Annotated in this window: 13 protein-coding genes, 1 pseudogene and 1 CRISPR repeat array; of the genes and pseudogenes, 2 read left to right on the forward strand and 12 right to left on the reverse strand. The window is 40.7% G+C overall.

From position 1 onward, the window contains the following. Nucleotides 1-3: 3 nt before the first annotated feature. From LEP1GSC047_RS11935 to LEP1GSC047_RS11945, 3 genes are read right to left on the reverse strand one after another with little or no spacing between them, the layout of a single operon-like run. Nucleotides 4-3,360, reverse strand: a complete 3,357-nt coding sequence (locus tag LEP1GSC047_RS11935; RefSeq protein WP_010413219.1) for an ATP-binding protein — start codon at nt 3,358-3,360, stop codon at nt 4-6. A gap of 3 nt (nt 3,361-3,363) precedes the next feature. Next, nucleotides 3,364-3,927, reverse strand: a complete 564-nt coding sequence (locus LEP1GSC047_RS11940; RefSeq protein WP_010413217.1) for a DUF4194 domain-containing protein — start codon at nt 3,925-3,927, stop codon at nt 3,364-3,366. Then, complete coding sequence (locus LEP1GSC047_RS11945; RefSeq protein ID WP_010413214.1) at nt 3,920-5,368, reverse strand: DUF3375 family protein; 1,449 nt, start codon at nt 5,366-5,368, stop codon at nt 3,920-3,922. Before LEP1GSC047_RS11945 ends, LEP1GSC047_RS11940 begins: the two co-directional genes overlap by 8 nt. Before the next feature lie 769 nt (nt 5,369-6,137). Here LEP1GSC047_RS11945 and LEP1GSC047_RS11955 point away from each other — a divergent pair. Then, a pseudogene (locus LEP1GSC047_RS11955) lies at nt 6,138-7,105 on the forward strand (IS3 family transposase); the annotation flags it as partial. A gap of 66 nt (nt 7,106-7,171) precedes the next feature. After that, nucleotides 7,172-8,662: a CRISPR direct-repeat array (repeat unit 30 nt; unit sequence GTTTCAATTCCAGATTGGTTCGATTAAAAG). 101 nt (nt 8,663-8,763) lie between these two features. Here LEP1GSC047_RS11955 and cas2 read toward each other — a convergent pair. From cas2 to cas6, 9 genes are all read right to left on the reverse strand, one after another. Continuing rightward, on the reverse strand, nt 8,764-9,027 hold the full coding sequence (gene cas2, locus LEP1GSC047_RS11960) for a CRISPR-associated endonuclease Cas2 (RefSeq protein WP_010413205.1): 264 nt from the start codon (nt 9,025-9,027) through the stop codon (nt 8,764-8,766). Nucleotides 9,028-9,030: 3 nt separating this feature from the next. Then, nucleotides 9,031-10,029: a type I-B CRISPR-associated endonuclease Cas1b gene (cas1b, locus tag LEP1GSC047_RS11965; RefSeq protein ID WP_010413203.1), complete on the reverse strand. Its 999-nt coding sequence runs from the start codon at nt 10,027-10,029 to the stop codon at nt 9,031-9,033. After that, nucleotides 10,026-10,556: a CRISPR-associated protein Cas4 gene (gene cas4, locus LEP1GSC047_RS11970; RefSeq protein WP_219728798.1), complete on the reverse strand. Its 531-nt coding sequence runs from the start codon at nt 10,554-10,556 to the stop codon at nt 10,026-10,028. Before cas4 ends, cas1b begins: the two co-directional genes overlap by 4 nt. A 158-nt stretch (nt 10,557-10,714) precedes the next feature. Then, nucleotides 10,715-13,045 carry a CRISPR-associated helicase/endonuclease Cas3 gene (locus tag LEP1GSC047_RS11975; protein WP_010413199.1) on the reverse strand — a complete coding sequence of 777 codons (2,331 nt, stop codon included), beginning with the start codon at nt 13,043-13,045 and terminating at the stop codon, nt 10,715-10,717. Nucleotides 13,046-13,084: 39 nt separating this feature from the next. Beyond that, the gene (cas5, locus tag LEP1GSC047_RS11980; protein WP_052580687.1) at nt 13,085-13,831 is read right to left on the reverse strand and encodes a CRISPR-associated protein Cas5; all 747 of its coding nucleotides are present in this window, start codon (nt 13,829-13,831) and stop codon (nt 13,085-13,087) included. Beyond that, nucleotides 13,828-14,886 (reverse strand): type I-B CRISPR-associated protein Cas7/Cst2/DevR, encoded by a 1,059-nt coding sequence (cas7i, locus tag LEP1GSC047_RS11985; RefSeq protein ID WP_010413196.1) that lies wholly within the window; start codon nt 14,884-14,886, stop codon nt 13,828-13,830. The genes cas5 and cas7i overlap by 4 nt, the downstream gene beginning before the upstream one ends. Nucleotide 14,887: 1 nt before the next feature. Continuing rightward, entirely contained in the window at nt 14,888-16,402 is a 1,515-nt protein-coding gene (locus LEP1GSC047_RS11990; protein WP_020988587.1) for a hypothetical protein, read from the reverse strand. Further along, nucleotides 16,366-16,593 carry a hypothetical protein gene (locus tag LEP1GSC047_RS21820; protein WP_039934695.1) on the reverse strand — a complete coding sequence of 76 codons (228 nt, stop codon included), beginning with the start codon at nt 16,591-16,593 and terminating at the stop codon, nt 16,366-16,368. Before LEP1GSC047_RS21820 ends, LEP1GSC047_RS11990 begins: the two co-directional genes overlap by 37 nt. 209 nt (nt 16,594-16,802) lie before the next feature. Continuing rightward, a complete protein-coding gene (gene cas6, locus LEP1GSC047_RS12000; RefSeq protein ID WP_162141858.1) occupies nt 16,803-17,567 on the reverse strand; it encodes a CRISPR-associated endoribonuclease Cas6 in 765 nt (254 codons plus the stop codon). Nucleotides 17,568-19,017: 1,450 nt separating this feature from the next. Here cas6 and ompL47 point away from each other — a divergent pair. After that, nucleotides 19,018-19,992, forward strand: coding sequence for a multi-beta-barrel domain surface protein OmpL47 (gene ompL47 / locus LEP1GSC047_RS12005; RefSeq protein ID WP_010413189.1), 975 nt, complete (start codon nt 19,018-19,020; stop codon nt 19,990-19,992). Nucleotides 19,993-19,995: the final 3 nt, after the last annotated feature.

The following is a 19,995-nucleotide window of genomic DNA, read 5'->3' on the forward strand; positions in this document are numbered from 1 at the left end:
GAATCAGAAATTTCCGGCTTTTCGATCGTCCATGCCTTCTTCTTCCGAATGTAATTTTTCCTTTGTAATCGGATAGACCTTGGATTCGTTGCCGTCAGAATTGTTTTTCACAAAATACACGCTCTGCACGTACGGCTCTACCACCGCAATCTTATCCATCGGAGTCACGACTAATAATTGCAAACCCAATTGACGGAAAAGATCCATTGCATACCTAGAATTTTCATTGTCCAAATTATTAAACATTTCGTCGATAACCACAAAACGAAACGAATTCGGTTCTCGAATTTTAAACTGGTAAGCGATCGCGGAAGCAAGGACCGTATACGCAAGTTTAACGGTTTGGCCACCCGATTTACCCGCCGAAGAATCATAAATCCGGATGATCTCGTCCGTATCCCTTTGGAATTCTGCCGCCTGGAAATCCAACCAATTTCTGGGATCCGTTACGAACCGGGACCAACGATCGGAGCCATTTTCTCCCTTTAATTTCCCGAGCAACTCTCGGATCCTGGAAAATTTTTCCTCGTTATTGGAATTGTCTCCCATATCGGGAATACTATCCCGTAATAATTCTTTGAAACCAGTACTACCAATAATTTCCCGATCTTTTGTCTCGAAGTACCTGATTTGAATATAGGATTTACCTTTAGAATAATCTAGATAACGTAAAGATTTGTTCAGATCATCTATCCGAATCTTGATTTCCGTAACATCATCCTCGAGTTCCGCTTTAAATTCCAAAATTTGCTTAGCGACCTTATCCGACATCATACTCCGGAATTTTTCCTGGAACTCGGGGAGCCTATCTTTACGAATCCTTTCCGTTAATTTCGCGAACCCAGCGACATTCGAGATGGACACCGATAATTCTTCACGGTCGGCGTCTTCCCTAAATCGTTTTACATAACGATCCATACCCTTGTTTAATTCTTCTGCGATAAAATCCATTTTCTCCCGGAAATAGGCTCTTTCCTTAACAAAGTCCTCGGAAAACTTTCGTTCTTTCTCGGAAATCGATTCCAGGTTAAAAATAATATCACCGAGACGTTCCTTTAAAACCGGCTCCAAACGAACCGATCGTTCGGGATCGAATTCTTTCATTCTGAACGTTAAGTCTTCCATTTCCTTTCTTAAATTAGAGAGTCGTTCTTCTAAAAGAGTAAATTCCTTGGTGGTTTCTTTTTCCCTGCCTTCTGCCTCGGAAAAGCGAGCCTTTGCGGATTCATATTGTTCTTTTAACTTGCCGTATTCCTCCGAAAGAACTTCTAATTCTTGGATCTCCTTTCGGGTTCTTTCAAGCGGTTCTTCCAAACTTTGATCGTCGATTTGGGAGAATTGCTCAAACCTTAGAAAAGATTTCAGATCATCGCGTAAAACATCGTTCCGCGTTTCGTCTTCTTTCACTTTCTCGATATTCGCCTCGATCTTGTATATCTCCTGACCTAACCGCGCGAAGTCGGACTCGAGAGCCGCAATTTTTTCCTGATTATTCCAACCTAGAATATAGTTTCTAGCGTCGTTTATATTTTTACGGTCATCCTTCTCGTGGCGGATTTTGCCCGACTTGACCAGGCCTTGTTTGGTAAGAGCTTTTTCTTCTTTTTTCAGACGTTGTAGATCTCCGCAGATATGTCCGAATTCTCTCAGAATCTGCGCTTCCAACCATTCTTTCTGAAATTTCGTTAAGGAAGGCTTGATTTCGAGTTTATAAAAAACCTCATCCTTATCCTTCGGATGCAATATAGGACCCGTTGAAGTTACCATTTTGGAAAAAACAAGTTTTCCATTCAAATCAGAAGAATTCACATACGAGGAAAATTTCTCAAAGTCCTCTTCCGCAACTAACATGCGTAAGCCGAAATTATGAAGTAATCTTTCCAAAGCGCCGGTCCATTCCTTCTCCGATTCTTTTACTCGGATAAGCTCGCAAATAAATGGAAACTTTTTTGGGGGAATTCCTATGGCGTCGGAAATCCTTTCCCTCATGGAAGACACGTACCTGGGAAGATTCTCCGGATTCTTTTTAAGATATTCCAATTCTGACTGGACCGAATTGAATTCGGATTCGGATTCCTTCCACTGAACCTTTAAATCCGCTAGACGGCTCCTAATTTCCTCTCGGGCCGAAGCGGAATTCGAAAATTTATCACCGGCTTTGCGGACATTCGAATAGAAAGTTTCCTCGATTAATACATCCTCCAAATCGAGCTTAAGAAGATACTCGGAATATTTTTTCCGTTCGATACGGCGTCTATTCAGATTTGACTGAATGTCCTCAAACTTTCTTTTCAAATCGGAAATTCGTTTCTGAGTGTCGTTATTTTCCAACGAATAGTACAACGCTCGCTCTTCTTCTTTCAAGGATTCCGTTAAAGAATTTAATTCCTTTAGCCGGTCCTGAACGCGAGATAGATCGTGGATATAATCCTGCTCTTTAATTTTATGAAGTTCGTATTTTTTCTGAGTAAAATACTGAGGCGTAAATGAGATTAAATCCTGAATCTCTTCGGCCTTATTCTTCCAGTCCCCGTATTCGAATGCTTTTTTTTCTATAGGCTCCAAAAGCCGCAACTGCTCTCTTGCACTCAGAATGGCTTCATATGTTTCATTTAGATCGGAAAAATTTCTATCCAGTTCATCGATCCTGGATCTTTTATCCCTCGCTTCGAGCATATGCTCTCGAACAAATTCGTTCAAAACACCGAGTGATTTAATCGCCACGATCTGATTGAAAAGATCGATCGCTTTTTCCGATTCCAGGCCCACCGCTTTTCTAAAATCCACTCCGTAAGCCTTAAAATTATCGTATAGCCTGGCTCCCAGATTTTTTAGATCGGATCGAAGTTCCTTGATGGTTCTGTTTCTTAATACCAAATCCTTTTCAAAATCCAAACTCGCTTCGGAAATAAGATAAATTCTCCTTAATTCCCCGGATTCAAACCAGAAGATTTGAGCGATCCTAACGGAGGGAAATTTTCCTTTCGCATCGAAGACGGCGGAAAGAACGGAATAACATTCTTCCTGTTTTCCTCGAATTTTAAGAATGCCCTCGCTACCGGATGAAGACCGGTCGTAATGTCCTTCCACATATGATTTTTCAGATCTATCCCTCTTTTTACTCTCCAACCCGGATGCTAAATTATAATTTCTTTTTGTAGACGGAACAAGTAAAGTAAGGATCGCATCTACCAAGGTCGACTTACCGGATCCGTTCAATCCGGTTAAAAGAAAAGTCTCTCCTTCCGCATTTAATTTCCAGATTTTGCCATGGAACGTTCCCCAATTTAAAATCTCCAATGACTTGAGTCTATACCCGGTATTGAATGCAATTTCGCCGGGAGAAAATAAATCCGCCATTATTTATTCCGATCCTTGTTTGAACTTAATACGTAATCTGTCCAGTTCGGATACCGTGATCTTTGCTTTTAAGATTTTTTCTACGCGTAACGTTTCGGAGTCGAGTTGTTTCATAAAACCTAGATCCTCCGATTTGCGAAGCAGTCTTTCGAACTTTTTTTGAGTATCCACTTCATCGGAAGAATCCGGAAAGAACGGACGAATACGGTCCGATAATTCTTCTTTTCTGATAATAATAGACCCGGACGGATCTTTCTCTTCCATTTCGATAATAGACTCTCTGAGTAAGACAAGAAACAAGGTTTCTTCCTTTGTCAAAGCCACTTTTCTCGTTAAGACGGGGAGCTTTACCTCCTGCTCGATTTCATCTTCATCGGAAGTTTGACGCAAAAAGGCATAACCGTCTTCTCGATCCAAGTGCAGAAATATTCCGATTTTTTCGAAGTATTCCCGCACTTGTTTTTCGTAAGTAACGAGATTTTCCCAAACCTTCGGATCCGAATCGATCCCGATGGAACCTTTCAAAAGTTTTAAAACGGCTATCGAATACGGAAGAAGTTTATCCATGCTTGCCTACTCTATAAACACCCTTGGGAACTCGATATGCCCGCTGGTTATCTTCCGCAAAAGAAGGAAAACACAGGAACGTTTCAGAATCATGTAGCGAGTGATGTTCCCCTCTACTTGCTATGGAAATATACGCCACGATACTTTCAAATCCGATATCCTCCGAAAACTCTGCCAAAACTTTTTCCAAAGAAACCTCCGGAAAGCTGCGAAGAAGTGTTTGAATTCGTTTTTCGTAAATTTCAAAATTGATTCCTCGTATCGAATCTAGAAAATCCGAAGAAATTTGCTCCTCTTCTGCTCGGGATACCTGAATATATCGTAACGTATCGACCGGATCTCCTTTCCAAAGAGGTCTGTCCATAGGAAGATGAACCGACATTTCCTCCACAGAATAAAAATTTTCTTCCGAAAGATCGATTTTCGCCTCCAAGACAAGATGTTTGATTTCTGAAATAATCTCCTTAGACTTTCGATTATCTCGAAGCGTACGTTCCACGAGACTTTTTTTGAGTTGTTCTGACATTCTCGAAACAACCCCGTTTACTCTTGATCCAGCCTCTCTTACATTACGTCTAAAACTTCGAAAAAATTTTCCGTCGTCTAGGGCAAGGATATCTTTTAATGAATATAAAGAATTTAATATGTTCTCAAAATTTTCCTGACTTTGTTCCGATCTAAGAAAATCCCAGAAAGCCTGAAAACTTCTGCCCTGTTCGGATTGAAGTAACTCCTCGTCACCATCCAAAGCAAATTGCAAAATTTCCCCTTTTTGGACGACCTCTAAATACTTTTTGTGAATCAGTTTCGTTATCTCGGTAAAATTGCCTTCCACTTGACGAAAGTCGGAAAGCAGAGTTAGGGCTTCCTTTCGCGCATACAGATATTGACCGCGAATCCTTTCGCTCGGAAAAGTGGATACGTCTTCGCCTTCTTTTAATTTTTGAATTTGTTCGTCCAAATCCTTTCTTTTGGATTCAAGTTGCCTGATTTTTTCCTTCGGATCGGAAACGCTTTCCTCAACGATCTCCTTCAACTTACTCATAACGGAAAAGAAGCGGGATTCCGTTCCGACTGCCTCCCGATCTTCTAAGGAACGAAGGTCCTCCATCCAAGAAAATACTTTTTCTAATTCACTGCTGGGCTCTACTATAATTTCCTCGAATTCTTCGGAGGATCGAATCCTGCGAGAGAGAAAATTTTCATTGACCCATTCGTTTATATAGACTTCCGCACTTCTCAAGAAGGAAGTATCTTGGAGTTCTCGAAGGTTCTCCAATTCATGGCGCAGTAATATTTTCAGTTCCTCGAAAGGGACGAAGGTTCTGCCGGAACCCCTGAAATATTTTTCCAAAAAATATATGATAAAGGGGGCGTTGTCCTTTCTTAAAATACGAATCGAGGAGGACCGAAATAATCTTTGAAAAAGGTTATAATCCATATTCTGCCCTTCCCATTCTATGAGTTTAAAATCGGAAAAATCAGTAAAGCGATATAAACTGAAAAAAATAGCGTCCGTCTTTCAGAGGACTGAAGACTGAGGACAGACGCGTTCGCCTCGCTCACGCTAGACAGAAGCTGCTCGATGTCGGAAAGGCAGCTGCGGCGGAAGAAAATCCCCTATAACACAGGAATCTTTCCATAGAACATGGAATCTCCGCTTGTCGATGTTCTGTCTTCAGTCCTCTGTCCTCAGCCTTCTGCCTGAAGGGGAGTTCCCCCAAATTGCGGGTATGGATATGGCTCTGGGCGCGGGATAAGTCGCCAGATAGATTGGAAGCACCTTGAAGATATCCAATTTGGATTAGATTTCCTCCGACAATCCTAACAATTGAAATTTTGCATACTTTCCAGTGGATTAAATTTTACACAAATATGTTTTTTTCTTTTCAATTTAATTATAGAATCTTATTTCGTATATCGTTCATTACTAATATTTCAGTATCTTATCCTCCTTCATAAAATATCGGTATGAAATATTTTATGAATAAAGAAGTTAGGAAACCTAAAATGATCGAAGTTATACTAAATCTTGATTCCGGAGCCAAATGAGACTGGAAGCAGATATAAAATCGAACAAATTGAACCGTTATTCATGCTTGTAAAGAGTCATTCTATAGAAATTTTCTTGGGTATTCTAAAAAGGCCGGTAAAAGATCATCTGGAGTATTCATTGGCAAGACAAGATAATCATCTTTTCTTACATGTAGCAGATCAAAGAAAGCGAAGAATTAAAAAGGGTTCGGAAAGAGAATCTTAAACTTAAAGAGGAAGTAGCTATCCTAAAAAAGTTTGCAGCCATGCTCTCCCGGGAACAAAACCCAAATTAGAGTTTATGGAAACTCACCGAAAAGAATTTCGGATCAGGAGCATGGCGGAAGCGTTGGATGTATCTCGAACGAACTATTATAAGTATCTAAAACGTTGTAGAAACGAATTGGATAAGTTTGACCCGGTAGTAATTAATTTCGTTCACGAGACATGGCTGAAGAGCAAAAGGAACTATGGTTTAGTTCGTATTTTAGGTGAAGTCAAAAAAGCCTCTCTTCCTTATGGAGCGAGGAAAGTCCGTAAATTGATGAAATTATGCAATATACGAGGGAAACAAGAGAAACGATTTAGGATATTTACAACAGATTCGGATCATTCAGAACGAATTGCCCCGGACTTGATAAAGCGTGATTTTAAGGCAGTCTCTAAGAACCAGCGCTGGGTATCCGACGTAACGTTCATAAGATGTCTCTCGGGTTGGTTTTACCTTTGCGTGATCATAGACTTGTATTCGAGAAAAGTGGTTGGTTGGTCTCTGAGCAAAAGGAATGATTCCGGACTTGTTCTTAGTACGCTCAAGAAGGCAATCGAATCCAGAAATCCAAGCAAGGGTTTAATCTTCCACTCAGACCGTGGTTCTAATTACTGTTCTCGTGAAGTTCGTGGACTTCTGTTATCAAATAAAATCAGGAGAAGCAATAGTAGAAAAGGAAATTGTTGGGACAACGCTGTGGCTGAGTCTTTCTTCATTTCCCTTAAAAGAGAAATGGAATATAACGTCTTCTATAGTATCGAAGAGGCTACATCTGCATTCTTTGATCATATAGAAGTATTTTATAATAGACAAAGGTCTTACTCCTTTTTAGGATACGTGAGTCCACTGGAATTTGAAGAAAGAATTGCTTAAAAAGTGTCTCCTAAAACGTAACTAGGTTAGATAAAATAACGCGTTGATTTGAAGCGGAGGAGATAGGTTTCAATTCCAGATTGGTTCGATTAAAAGCATGCCAAGACGATAATATAGATTAAAGTTTTGAAGTTTCAATTCCAGATTGGTTCGATTAAAAGCGGTAGAGCCATTGCCAGCGGACAAGTTCCAGCAGGTTTCAATTCCAGATTGGTTCGATTAAAAGTTGATCAATGGTCTTAGTTCATTGAATCTTTTTCCGGTTTCAATTCCAGATTGGTTCGATTAAAAGGGCTCACGAAACTGAATCGTTCCCGCGCTGATCGGCGTTTCAATTCCAGATTGGTTCGATTAAAAGATGACAAAGATGAAGATGAAGATGAAGATGAAGATGAAGATGAAGAAATAGATAGTTTCAATTCCAGATTGGTTCGATTAAAAGTGAAAAATAATGATTATTCTCTTCCAAAGCAATTTCGTTTCAATTCCAGATTGGTTCGATTAAAAGATTTGATCATCATAATATTGGTTGGTGTTCAGTAAAGTTTCAATTCCAGATTGGTTCGATTAAAAGCGGGGGTCCCGAAGATGCTGCATATTCAATATTTGGTTTCAATTCCAGATTGGTTCGATTAAAAGGGTTTTATCATCGCAATCTCTCCATTCGGTAAAACTGTTTCAATTCCAGATTGGTTCGATTAAAAGTAATCAAGATCCAATTACATATTCACAACCGTTAGTGTTTCAATTCCAGATTGGTTCGATTAAAAGTGAAGCATTCCCAGAAAATGGAACAAATGATGTCGAGTTTCAATTCCAGATTGGTTCGATTAAAAGATTAAGGCCCGAGCGTTTCTACGCGGAGACGACGCGTTTCAATTCCAGATTGGTTCGATTAAAAGATATTAACCGGAATCGTATACAATAGTTGTAATCTAGTTTCAATTCCAGATTGGTTCGATTAAAAGTGGCGCATCACGTTGTGCTGATTGTTTCGCGGATGGTTTCAATTCCAGATTGGTTCGATTAAAAGTTCTACTTTTAATTCTTTCTCTTCACGTTCAGATTGGTTTCAATTCCAGATTGGTTCGATTAAAAGCCTTTACAAACTCAAGATTATCCGGGGATAGGTTCTGTTTCAATTCCAGATTGGTTCGATTAAAAGTTCAGCGACTTGTAAATATGGGTCAATATCTGCAGGTTTCAATTCCAGATTGGTTCGATTAAAAGTGCTTTTTGTCTTTGTCCTGAGCATGGAAATGTCAGTTTCAATTCCAGATTGGTTCGATTAAAAGGGGATGTAATAGTTAATTCAACCCCTGGGAATAATAGTTTCAATTCCAGATTGGTTCGATTAAAAGCGAAACTGGATACTTCAAAAATGGCCGCCCTCGATGTTTCAATTCCAGATTGGTTCGATTAAAAGACGTTATTCCCAAATAGTAATCCTGCCGCTATATTGTTTCAATTCCAGATTGGTTCGATTAAAAGATACAGACTTTGATTTGCTTCGGTATAATGAATTTTGTTTCAATTCCAGATTGGTTCGATTAAAAGCCCGCTTAAACACTCAGTATTCCTTGATTGGAAACTGTCTATGCAGTGGGCAAGTCGTCGATCTCCGGTAGCCGAATTTTCCTGGGGGATCGACGACATTGTTAAAGAATGTTGTCTATCGGCATTTTTTCAACTCCGATTATCTCCTTTTCCAGCCATTTTTCATTTCGGCTGAGAAATAAAATTATGCTATCTTCTGCAGATTTCATGATCTTCTTAGCCTCCATTTTTAGTTTTTCCAATCTTGCCGGAGTAATCTCTCCCTCAAAGACCGAATTTTGAATCCAGTTTAAATATTTTCTGCAGAGCTTTAACATTTTCCCGACTCTCTTCGCATTAACATCATAAACCAAAATCACATACATAAATCACCACCAAGATACAAACGGTTTATACAGCTCGATACCAAGCAGCTGCTTTTCGAGCTTGTAACATTCAAGGCGAATCAATCTTCGATAGCTTACGTTCTTTTCCAATTGTCTATGCTGTATCGTTTCTTTTAGCCTTTCGTCGAAGGCTTTAATGAATTTCTCTCTTCCGGAAGGTTTTAGAAAGCAGCCGAACAATTCCTTATCGAAATCATTTTCCTGCAATTCCTTCTTATTGATCATTCTGAATATCAATCGATCAATTAAAATCGGTTTAAAGATTTCTGCAATATCAAGTGCGAGAGAAAAGCGTCTTTCTCCTGGTTCGTGCAAGAATCCTATCGTAGGATTGAGTTGAGTATGATATATCTGAGATAAACAAACGCTATAACAAAGACTATTACCGAATGAAATCAGCGCATTGATTTCATTCGACGGAGGATTTCGAGTCCTTGATCCGAACGGAAATTCTTTCATAATGGTCTCGAAAGAGTTATAGTATCTTCTTCGAATATTTCCTTCATATCCCATTAAAGATGCTACCGAATTCGTGGTAGAACTTTCTTCGACAAGAATTTCGATTTCTGAAATCAATGTTGAAACCTCCCGCCCTCTTGTAGAGTAATACTGCAAATTCTTTAGGATATTTTTACCGGCTCCGGATACAATCTGCTTGGCTATTTGCAATCGACTCTTTTCATTTTTGTATTCGCCGGCCTGAGTAACTAACATTTTGCCGGAAAGAAGATAGTCTTTCGGGAGGAAACTTCCCGTATAATTTTCATAATAATCGAAAAAGTGAATGGGAATTCGATTCTTTCCCAAAAAATTGAAGAGGGCGCTGTTTCCATCCAAGCTGCCGAATACGTATAGATCTTCTATGTTTTCGATCGGGAGAAATCGTTCTTCCTTATCCCTCCCGCTTCCTTTTGTAAAACACAAAGTAGAATTTTTCTTACTAAGTCTCCCGGGATTGAATAGATACATGCTTTCTTTCATTTTTCTTCTTCCTCCAATTCAGCAACCCAGCAGAAATCAAAATAAGAGCAGTTTGTACATCTTTCTTTCGGTAAGCGGTCCGGCGGGGTTTTTCTCTCCAGAATAGATTCGATTTCGCGAGTAATTTCCGACAGTTTCTCTTTATCCGACTCATCGAGGAACACCTCTTTGATTCTCTTGTGTTTGGGATATTCCAGAAGTCCTTTGACACCCGGCAAGCCGTTCTCTTCTAACTTAAAAATATAATATTTCAACTGCCAAATATGCGCATCTTCAAAGCTAGGGGATTTTTTAACTTCGTGCACGATTTTGTCCTTCGGATCGTAAAAATCGATTCGGATGTCCGTTAGTAGAACTTCCCGATACCTCTTCCTTCTCTCGGGATAGCTGGTTTCGTGAATTAAGTTACCTTGTTCCACTAAATCGGAACTATGCTCCATGGAGATTCCCGAAGAAAAGAGCCATAATTTCCTATGACAAATGAAGTAATAGTTAAAGTGAGTTCCTCCGAGTCCCATAACAAACATTAGCTGCCACTTTTAAGGTTCGGAACTGGAGAGATGAATATTAATTTTTTCGTGAAAAAACTTCCGTTAGGAGAAGTACATTTAGGTTGCACGTTATGTCGTTTTTAGAGTGAGTGCTGCTTCTTCGATTTAAAAAATCATTAAGTATCGATAAGCTCTTATTGGAGACCGCTAAACGAATCGTATTCGCAGCAGGCAATGGAAATATCCGGCCCCTTACGTTCTCGGATTTTTCCTGTTTGGCAAAGAAAATAATATCTTTTTTTCGATATAGGCACAAGCATGGAATAGGCTTCTACTATCTTTTCCTCATCCAATAATCTTTCAAATTCTTCTAAACAGGATTCCGGTAAAACTTCGGTTCCATCAAAAAGTTGTTCGAATTCCTGAATGGCCATCGGGTCGGAATCGAAGGCTTTTAGTGTTTCTGGTCCTGCTATTTTGCGGTATAACTCGCGTCCTTCTTCGACTTCTTCTAAAATTGTGTCAACTTCTGAAGAATAGAGTCTATCCAAATATTCTCCGGCAGCACTTTCATCTATTAATGTATCATTTAATTTGCATAATAGTTCCACCGTATTTCGAAGTAGGGATTCTTTATCGTAAGGCTTCTTCCAGTCTACAGCTTCTTTCATCACATAAACAGGTTTTTCAGGAAACCTCAGCCAACGGTTTACACGACCAAATCTTTGTAGTAACGCCTCCAACGGTGCCGGTTCGGTATACAAGCAATCGAAATCCAAGTCGAGGCTTACTTCTACAACCTGTGTTGCAACCACTACGAATCCTTCTTGGGTATTTTCATCTTCCATACGCTTCATTAATTTCGATTCCAATTCTAGCCTATCTTTCGAGTGAAATCGGCCATGAAGCAACAATACTTTTTCCTGTTCCGATGGACCAGCGCGAGGAGGGATCGCTTGCTTCAATCGTAAAGCAAGTTCTTTAGCAGTTGAAACTAAATTCGCAACTACAAGTATTCGTTCCCCGGCATTCATACGATTTATAATTTCTTCAATTAAATCTTCATTCTTTAAAGTCCCGTCCTTGACACAAAGCCGATGTCGTCTAAATTCTTGAAATAAAGCGGAATCTGCCTGAATACGGTGAGAATCTCCGATTGTTTTTTCGACTTCTTTCGCTAACCAGGTAGGAAAAGTAGCAGACATAAAAAAAAAGCGAACGTCCCAACGATCGCGAAGATCAGAAAAAAAACCTAACAGTAAGCCAAGTCTCTTCGGTTCGTATCCATGAATTTCGTCTACTACCATTTGTGCACCTTGCATCATCGCCCACTGCCCTTCGTATCCGGGAAGACGAAATGCAGCTCTTAGCAGCTGATACGGAGTTCCGATACAGAAAGGCTGTTGGTGAAGTTTTCCTAATGATTTTTTACGCTTTGCTTGGCGAGTAGCTTCTTCCGGTCCTGTTTCTTGTACAAGTTCTCGATAAATAGCTGGAATCGTTCTGCTATGAAGTAGTGAAATGTCTTGGTCTGAGATTTTATATCTTTCTCTCATCCGAAAATACATCGCATTTAGGCTCGCTTGATAAGGTAAGATATAATACAATCCTCCTGGTCGCCCCTCTCTCTGTTGTCTATGCGCCCAAAATAATCCGGCTTCTGTTTTCCCAGAACCTGTTGGCGCGGAAAGAATCGCAGAGCCGCTAATTTCTCCCGATTTCTTCTGATGTTCATATAATCTTTGTTTGGTTCCAATTTTGACATTTTCGAAATCAGGTGAGGTCAATCGCGGAGCATTTGAACTTGCCAATCGGTCAGCTTGCAATAGGATACCCCTAACGCAAATTGCTTCTTTGCGAAAATTTTGTAGTTCTATTTTAATTGCGGGATCTTTTTTTACTATTCTGGAAGGGTTCTGTTTTTCGTAGTAACTCTTATAAGAACTCAGAGCTTCCCTGATTTTTTTCGGTCCATTTGAATAAGTCCTTTCGATGTCGATTTTTTTTGGGCGAACCGGCCCTAAATCTAATCCACATTTGTCGGCAATTTTTTCAGGAAATTTCAATGTCCACTCTGCCAAAAGAGAAATGTTCTCTCGTAGAATTTCTCTCTGCCAATATTCTTGGATGCCACTATCTTCAGAATGATCCGTAATATAACGATCCGAAGTCTGCTTGAAATCCCTATGATGAGAAGCAATCGCAGAAGTGACTCTTTCAAACTCAGGGGTATCCGAATCAAAGACCCAATGTACAAACGCTAGAGAAAAAATTTCATGGCGGACGGGTTGAGTTTCCGGCCGATTTAACGTTCTTAACATTTTCTGAAATCCGACAGCAATTTTTCCGAAATCATGAAAAAAACCCGCCCAAAACAATATCTGCCAAAAATTTGGAATTTTAAGATCGACCGCTAGGGCGGGAATTCTGGATTTTAATTGTATAATTCTGTCCGCAACACGATAACTGTGCTTGAGAAGACCTTCTCCTCCCGGTACTGGGCTTTTTGCGTATATCTTTTCCATCTTAGCAAATACGAATCCGATTCGCTGACTCTACGTGTATCATTCAGAAATAGTTGAGAACCTATGAAAAAAAAGCAACCGTGGTTGTTCAGTTTTTTTATCGCCGCCGCTGTCAATAAAAGTATTCGACGTCTTACTACTTACGTTCAAGTTGCCTGAAATTTGAACAGGTCTATCCAGAGCAACATACGTTTCCCAACTTACCGAAGTACGACGATTCGGATCTATGAATTTTGGCATCTTCAAAGTAGGTCCAAAATGAATTCGATCTCGGAGACTGCCAGGAAGAAGCCCTGGCTCTATTCTTCCCTTATCTCCTCTTTCTAACACTACTTCTTCTACTTTTCGAATGCTGATTAAATCCTGGGAACGACCTAATACAGGTACATACTTTGGCTCCCAAAATGCGGAACGAAATTTCTCTATATCATCGGAAAGCAAATAAAGAGTCAAACGTGGCTGAACCAATATTTCTCTCGACAATACATTACTAGTCGCTTCTACATTATAATTTTTCATCTCTCCTTTTGTAGAAGTGATCGGAGTCAAAAACCAAATTTTTTCTAAATCATCAGTTGCTTCCCCTAAACATCGAAACATATAAGCGAAAGAAAAAGTATCCGGGTTCGGGAAATAACCGAGTGTAGAAGCGACCAATCCATAAATCGTGGCAGGTGGAGGCATCGGAAAACTAGGTTGCCTCCCGATTAAAAAATGAGGGTATCGGAAAGAGGAAGTGATTCCTTCCATTTCTATCCGTAGCGCATTTCTAGAATTCGTACTCATTTCAACCAATCGGACTGAATGGAAGAAGCGATCGTCTCTAGTATCGTTTTTGGGTGTTCCAATACGATTCCGTGAGGATATGTCTTATTTAATTCTTCCAACTTTCCTTCTAAAGCCTTACGCCCTTCGGAAGAATATCCTTTGACCCAGCCTATATATAATGGAGACAGAATCGTATCTTTCCACACTTTCGCGGTCTCTTCGAAGGACTCAAAATTCGGTGTTGCCTCGCCCAAGGATCCGGGTTGGACCAAGAATTGAAACGGATTGTTTCCTCCTTTCGTCACTGCGGCAATCACAACGGCTGGAGTCACATCCGTATAGTGCAACGCTTGCTTTGCTCCGCCTTCTACGACAGCCATAGCTCGGAGCAAATGAGAAATTCTCTCAATACGAGTTTGGTCGTCTAACGCATATGTTCCTTGCTTTTCATCGTGTTTTAACTTTTTCTTTTTAGCTATCTCTACCCGAGTCTCATCCAAGTTCAAGAATCCGGTACGGTTTTTATACCCGAAAACTCCAGCGGACCCCAGATCCAAAGAAAACATTCCGAAAAGAGAACTTCGATAAAATTGATGTTCGTAAGGAACAGGATCGCCTTCATGACGGCTCATTGTACCGAAATCACGGTCTATTCCGGGAGAAAGAGCGACCAATGTCCCCACCCGAAATGGAGACACTCGAGTAACAGTTTCTTTCGTTTCCGTATTCTTGGCAAATTCTGCGCGGCTTCCCTCGGCTTCGGCTTTTTTACCAGGTGCGCGCATATAGCCCAAAATGTCATCATCACAGTATTCGATCGGATTTGCATCTGTATAAGCGACCTTCTTTTCCCTAAAAATAGGAGAGATAGTCCATTCTTTCGCAGTTTCTTCTAACGTTTTTCGAATCCAGTATCTATATGCCTGAGCTGAGACATATGGATATTGTTTTCCTCCAACGCGTAAGAATTTAACTGCTGTTGCATTCTGCGTAGACGCGCTCGGATCGTTTCCTGCATTATTCAGAGCACTAGCAGGTGCGTGAATAATTTGAATTCCAGATATGAACGCCATGTTATTTTTCCTCCAAATTCTCTTCGTTTTCTACTTCTTCTTCCGTGGATCCGACCAAAGCATCCGGATCCTTCTTAAAATAATTTTTTCTGTGCAATTCTTCCAAACATCTCAAGCGCAAAAGATCTCTGGCAAGAGACCAACCAGAGTCAGGTAACTCTTCGGTTGATTCGAAGATACTTAAATAATCGTCGGTATTGAGGAGAAGGCTACCGGTACGTTTCAGACGCGCTCTTATTGCGCGGATAAGAATATTTCTGAAATTGTAATACGAGTTCCTAACGGAGGATATCCCCATGATATTTTTGAATAAGGTTGAATCCTTATTGGAATCAATTTCATCGGCTAGGGTATCTGCTAGTTTTTTTATTTTTTCTATTCGTTCCAGTTTCATAACGTATATCTCCATTAGAAAAAGTTCAACCAAAGAAGATGTATTCGGCCATAAGTCTATGTCGGATACTCGTAAATTGGAAAGTATGCCAGCCCTATTTCTCGCATAACGCAAGAAGAATTGTATAATTGTTTTTGCTTCTTCCGGTCCCGCAGTCATTCGTTCCATGACTATATTTTTCCGAACCGGTCTGTCTTCCTTGGAAGGCTCCGAGCCTCCCGTTTTTCCAGAAGGGCTGAGCCAAAATGCACCTGTAAATGCCTTCCATGCAAAGTGGTATGCTCCCATATTCGCACGCTTTAAGAATTTCAATGAAAACGGTTGATAATGATATATTTGAATTCCAGGACCATTCCCGCTATTGGAAAGGTGATAGACAGAAAGCCCGCCATAATATTTTTCATTTACAATTTGATTCTTAGTAGTCTTCGCAACTTTTTTCTTTTTCTTTGTATACAGCTCAAATATGCTATCTAACGTTTCTGTGATGCGTGTCCGAATTCCCTTTCTATCCGACAATTCCTTTTTGGCATACTCTCTATCCAACTCCCCTTTCCATTTATCCGCTATTTCCAATAGCAGTTCAGGATCATCTGTCTTAAGGATTGCCATTTTTCCGCTAATGATAGGAGTCGCCAACGGCAAGGCAAGTAAACATCCATACGCAATATCAGATAATGGTAGTTCGCTTGTTCCCGTCGCATAGAAATTGATTTGTTCTCGTCCCATGAGTAGAGGAACCTGATCTCTGGCCGCGCGAATCCAGGCAGGTCGATCGTTAAAAAAATAACAATTTTCCGGAAGAGGATCGGATTTACCGGTAGCGATCGCAAAAGCAAAATCGATCGCTTTTTTACGTTCTTCCGGCTTTTTACTGTAAGACGGATTGGTAAAAGGAGCATTGTATGTAAAAAGAATCCCGCTCGATTTCTCAAAATTCCGATTTACATAATTCCTCTTTACCGTCTTCATTACACTTTGCCAATCCTCCTCCGTGACCTCCTCCGGCGCATATTTGCCTGACTCCAATATCACCGCAGTTAATCCCATATCGATGAGCGGGTGATCAGTCCAGCGAAGGGAAGTTACTTTTTTTCGAGTCGTGCTAATGCTTCTGGCCATGAAAGTTTTTGTCCTCGCTTTGCCCTTTCGGTAAGAACTTGGATTCCACCTTGGGTTATTTTTAAACGATATTTCTTGGCATTTCCAATTTTGAGATCAAATTGAACTGCCTCGCGCTGAAGGGAACGTCGGGGTGTTTTAAATGTTATCTCATTTTTCATCTGAGCCTCCACAATTAATGCTTTTCCCAATCATACTAAAAGCAGTTCCAACGTCAAATATAAAATTTAAACCTACATCTAATAATGGAACGTATAAATGCCCCCAGGCTTTAAACCAACATCGAATAAATTTCAAATCCCGACGGGTTCGATTGCAAATGAAAGAAGAACCTGGAGGCAAATTTACTACGTATTGCTTTTGGAACATGTCAAGTCCAATTAGATTTGACTTACAATAATCACCCCGCCTCACCCAAGCACCCGAACCCCAAACTATTCTTTTCCCCAATCCCCGCCTGATAGGCGATTCGAATCAGCTCAGGAGGACCGGAGAGTTCAAACGGAAATTGAAAAGCCCGAACAAAAGTCTCTGCTTCCGACCCTGATTTGATCCGCACCAACCTGGATTTTGGACTCTCCAAGGCAAGAATTCGGATCTGTGCCTGGCTTAGGTCTGCCATTGGAAATACGCTTTTGTATTTAGAAAGCAGATTGTTGCCGATCCGATCCGAGTAGTCTTCTTCTCCCGGTCCAATATAAGTAGCGGATGAATTCTCATTGGAGCGAGCCACGCAGATGGGCGAAAGGCAGCGGAAACGCATCTTATCCCTGAACTGCGGTTCGGCGATTTCTTCCACCCCGATTACTTTAAATTCGGCACGACTGAAGCGGTCACCGATGCTCATTTCCTGGTTTTCGAAGATTCCGTTAATGAAATGTTCCAAAGAGCGGTCCACCGCAAAGCTCACCTGCATCTCCACAGGTCCTCCCTCTACGATCAACCGGTCCCCTTCCACCCGACGATTCGAAACGTGAAGATGGGAGAAAGTAAACTGTTTGAATCTTTTATTCTCGTAACTGTATCCTTCAGAATGCAGCCATTCGGAAAATTGGGAATCGGATAGATGGATCTTTTTATAGATCCATGCGGCGATTTCATATTGGTAATTAATTGGTAAGGTACGTTTTTTCCCGATCAACTCTAACCGAAGTTTCAATCTCATAAGAATTCTCAATTCCATTCGTATAGGATAAACCGATCCGTTAACAAAGATTAAACGTAGTAAGTCCTGAATGAAAGAATCTTAACGTTCTTACCAATGAACGGGAATAGATCAAGGATAAAATCGGATAAAAATACTATTTTTATACCGATAGACGAGATTGACAGAATTTACTAATAATCTTTTTCTTAATACACGTTATTCGGCCTGACCCTATTTTTTTCTCCGGATTTTCCCCCTTTTATAAAGCACGGAATGAAAGGTATATCTCAAAAGCTTTATCCGCGATTCCCCCACATATGCGACAAGGAAGCGGCAGTCGCCCTAAGCTCCTATCCCCACACACGTGGGGATAAACCGATCGATGACTTGAGTCTTATGTTTTCTTTTTCTCTGCTCCCTTAAAAGTGCTGCCGAACAGGACAAGCTTCGCACCACCCATTTGGAATATGCCCATTCCCTGCGTATGAGATGAGCAGTAAACTTCTCAATTTTTATAATTGCTCCCGCACTATTTTCCCGGCTTTTGCAAGGTTAAACCTTTCGTAAGCAGTCTTCGTTCTTTCGATCGCTGCAATTCTCATATGCGCGGAAATGAACCAGACATCCCGAAGATAGAATTAAAGAATGACTCTACTCTTCCCCAACGCCTAGGAATGTACCAACAAGGAGGAGGCAATTCGAATTTATAATGCCCATCCCTGCGGCGCGATAACCTTACCTGCAAGTCGGTAAGCAAATAGATGTTAGAGGATGCATAGGGGGAACACTATGTTCAGAGGCTCCTGCCTTAAACCAAATCGCTTCCGTGTATAAAATATCGTCCTCTTTAGACTTGTGAGTAACGCTCAGGATGCGGTTCATTCGATAAATTCTACCATCTAATTCCTATCCTGTTTGCGGCCCCTTCACTTCGTTCGGGTCACGCTGCTCCGGGCTTCGCTTTCAGAAGACAGAGGACTGAGGACAGATGCGTTCGCTTTGCTCACGCTAGACAGAAGCTGCTCGACGTTGGGAAGGCAGCGGGGTTAGACGAAAAATCCACTTATAACGGAGGAATCTTCCTGTAGAACATGGAAACCCTGCTCATCAATGTTCTGTCTTCAGTCCTCTGTCATCTGTCTTCTGCCTGAAGGGGAAAACTAACGAATTCAACTGCTTCGGATAAGGCGCCGTTTAGTTTACGATTAGAGATGGGAAGTGTTCAATTCATTTAATAACAAGCCTATATAAGTTATTTTGGATCATGTTTTCGAGGAATCAACGAAAGTCTAAAACGGAAAATTTTTTTTTAAAGATCATCGTAATTTACTCACTTTTTTATTTCTTTTAAAAAAGATAAAATGGAATTTTGTCCTATATTACACTTTAAATAATTTCTCTAAAACGGGAATTATCTCAAATATTTCGCGTGACCTGTAAGACACACTTCAAACATCTAGAAAGAATCATGAATATCCAAAGAAAAATCGCAGCTGTGATCATTTTATTAACATCGAGTCTAGTTTTTGCCCAATCGGGACCTGACAAGGGTTCGATGAAGAAACCGTCGGAAGATTCCGAACGAACGAACCCGAAGGGCGGTAATAAGAGCGATGCATCCGCTAGTATTTATGTGAATTTTAAAAATGCGGTTTTTGAAATCGATGCGGTAGACGATTCGTCTCAGGTCGATTACGTGGAATATAAAATAGACGATTCCGATTATATCCGTTATTCGGGACCCGTGTATTTATCAAAGGAAGGATTAGCGAAGATATCCTATCGTTCCGTCGATAAGGCAGGAAATAAAGAAGCATTACGGACTGTACAAATTTTAGTCGATAATACCGCTCCGGAGCTGAAGTTAACCGCGAATGAAGGTTCTCTAAAGAACATCAGCGGAAATACGTTCGCGTCCAGAAATGTAAGCTATACGATTTCAGCTACGGACACCTTGTCAGGAATAAAAGAGGTCAAGTTCTCCGTAAACGGCGGAGACTATAAATCTTACGAAGGGCAACCGATGAGATTGGAAAAACAAGGAGTCAATTGGATTCGAGTTACTGCAATCGACAAATCCGGAAACAGTACGGATATGCTCACAGTCGTGACAGTAGACGATGAAAAACCCAATGTGGAAATTATCAGCTCGATCCCGCTCATTTCGATTAACGGTAAACAATTTGTGAAGCAAGGAACCGTCTTTTCGGTTAAGGCCGGCGATTCCCTCTCCGGTGTGAGTCAGACTCTGTATAAAATCGACAAGGGAGAATGGACTCCCTTTACGAAACCGATCTCCGTTACGACCTCGGGAGAGCATTCCTTGGAGGTGCGGGCGATAGATAACGTAGGTAACGAAAGTGATTTGAAAAAAGTCGGCTTCGTCGTCGATATGGAACCGCCTCACGCCAATTTTAAGAAAGCCGGATCTAATAGAGAGTAGAGA

The sequence above is a fragment of the Leptospira inadai serovar Lyme str. 10 genome, from assembly GCF_000243675.2.
In the GTDB taxonomy this organism is placed as follows: domain Bacteria; phylum Spirochaetota; class Leptospiria; order Leptospirales; family Leptospiraceae; genus Leptospira_B; species Leptospira_B inadai.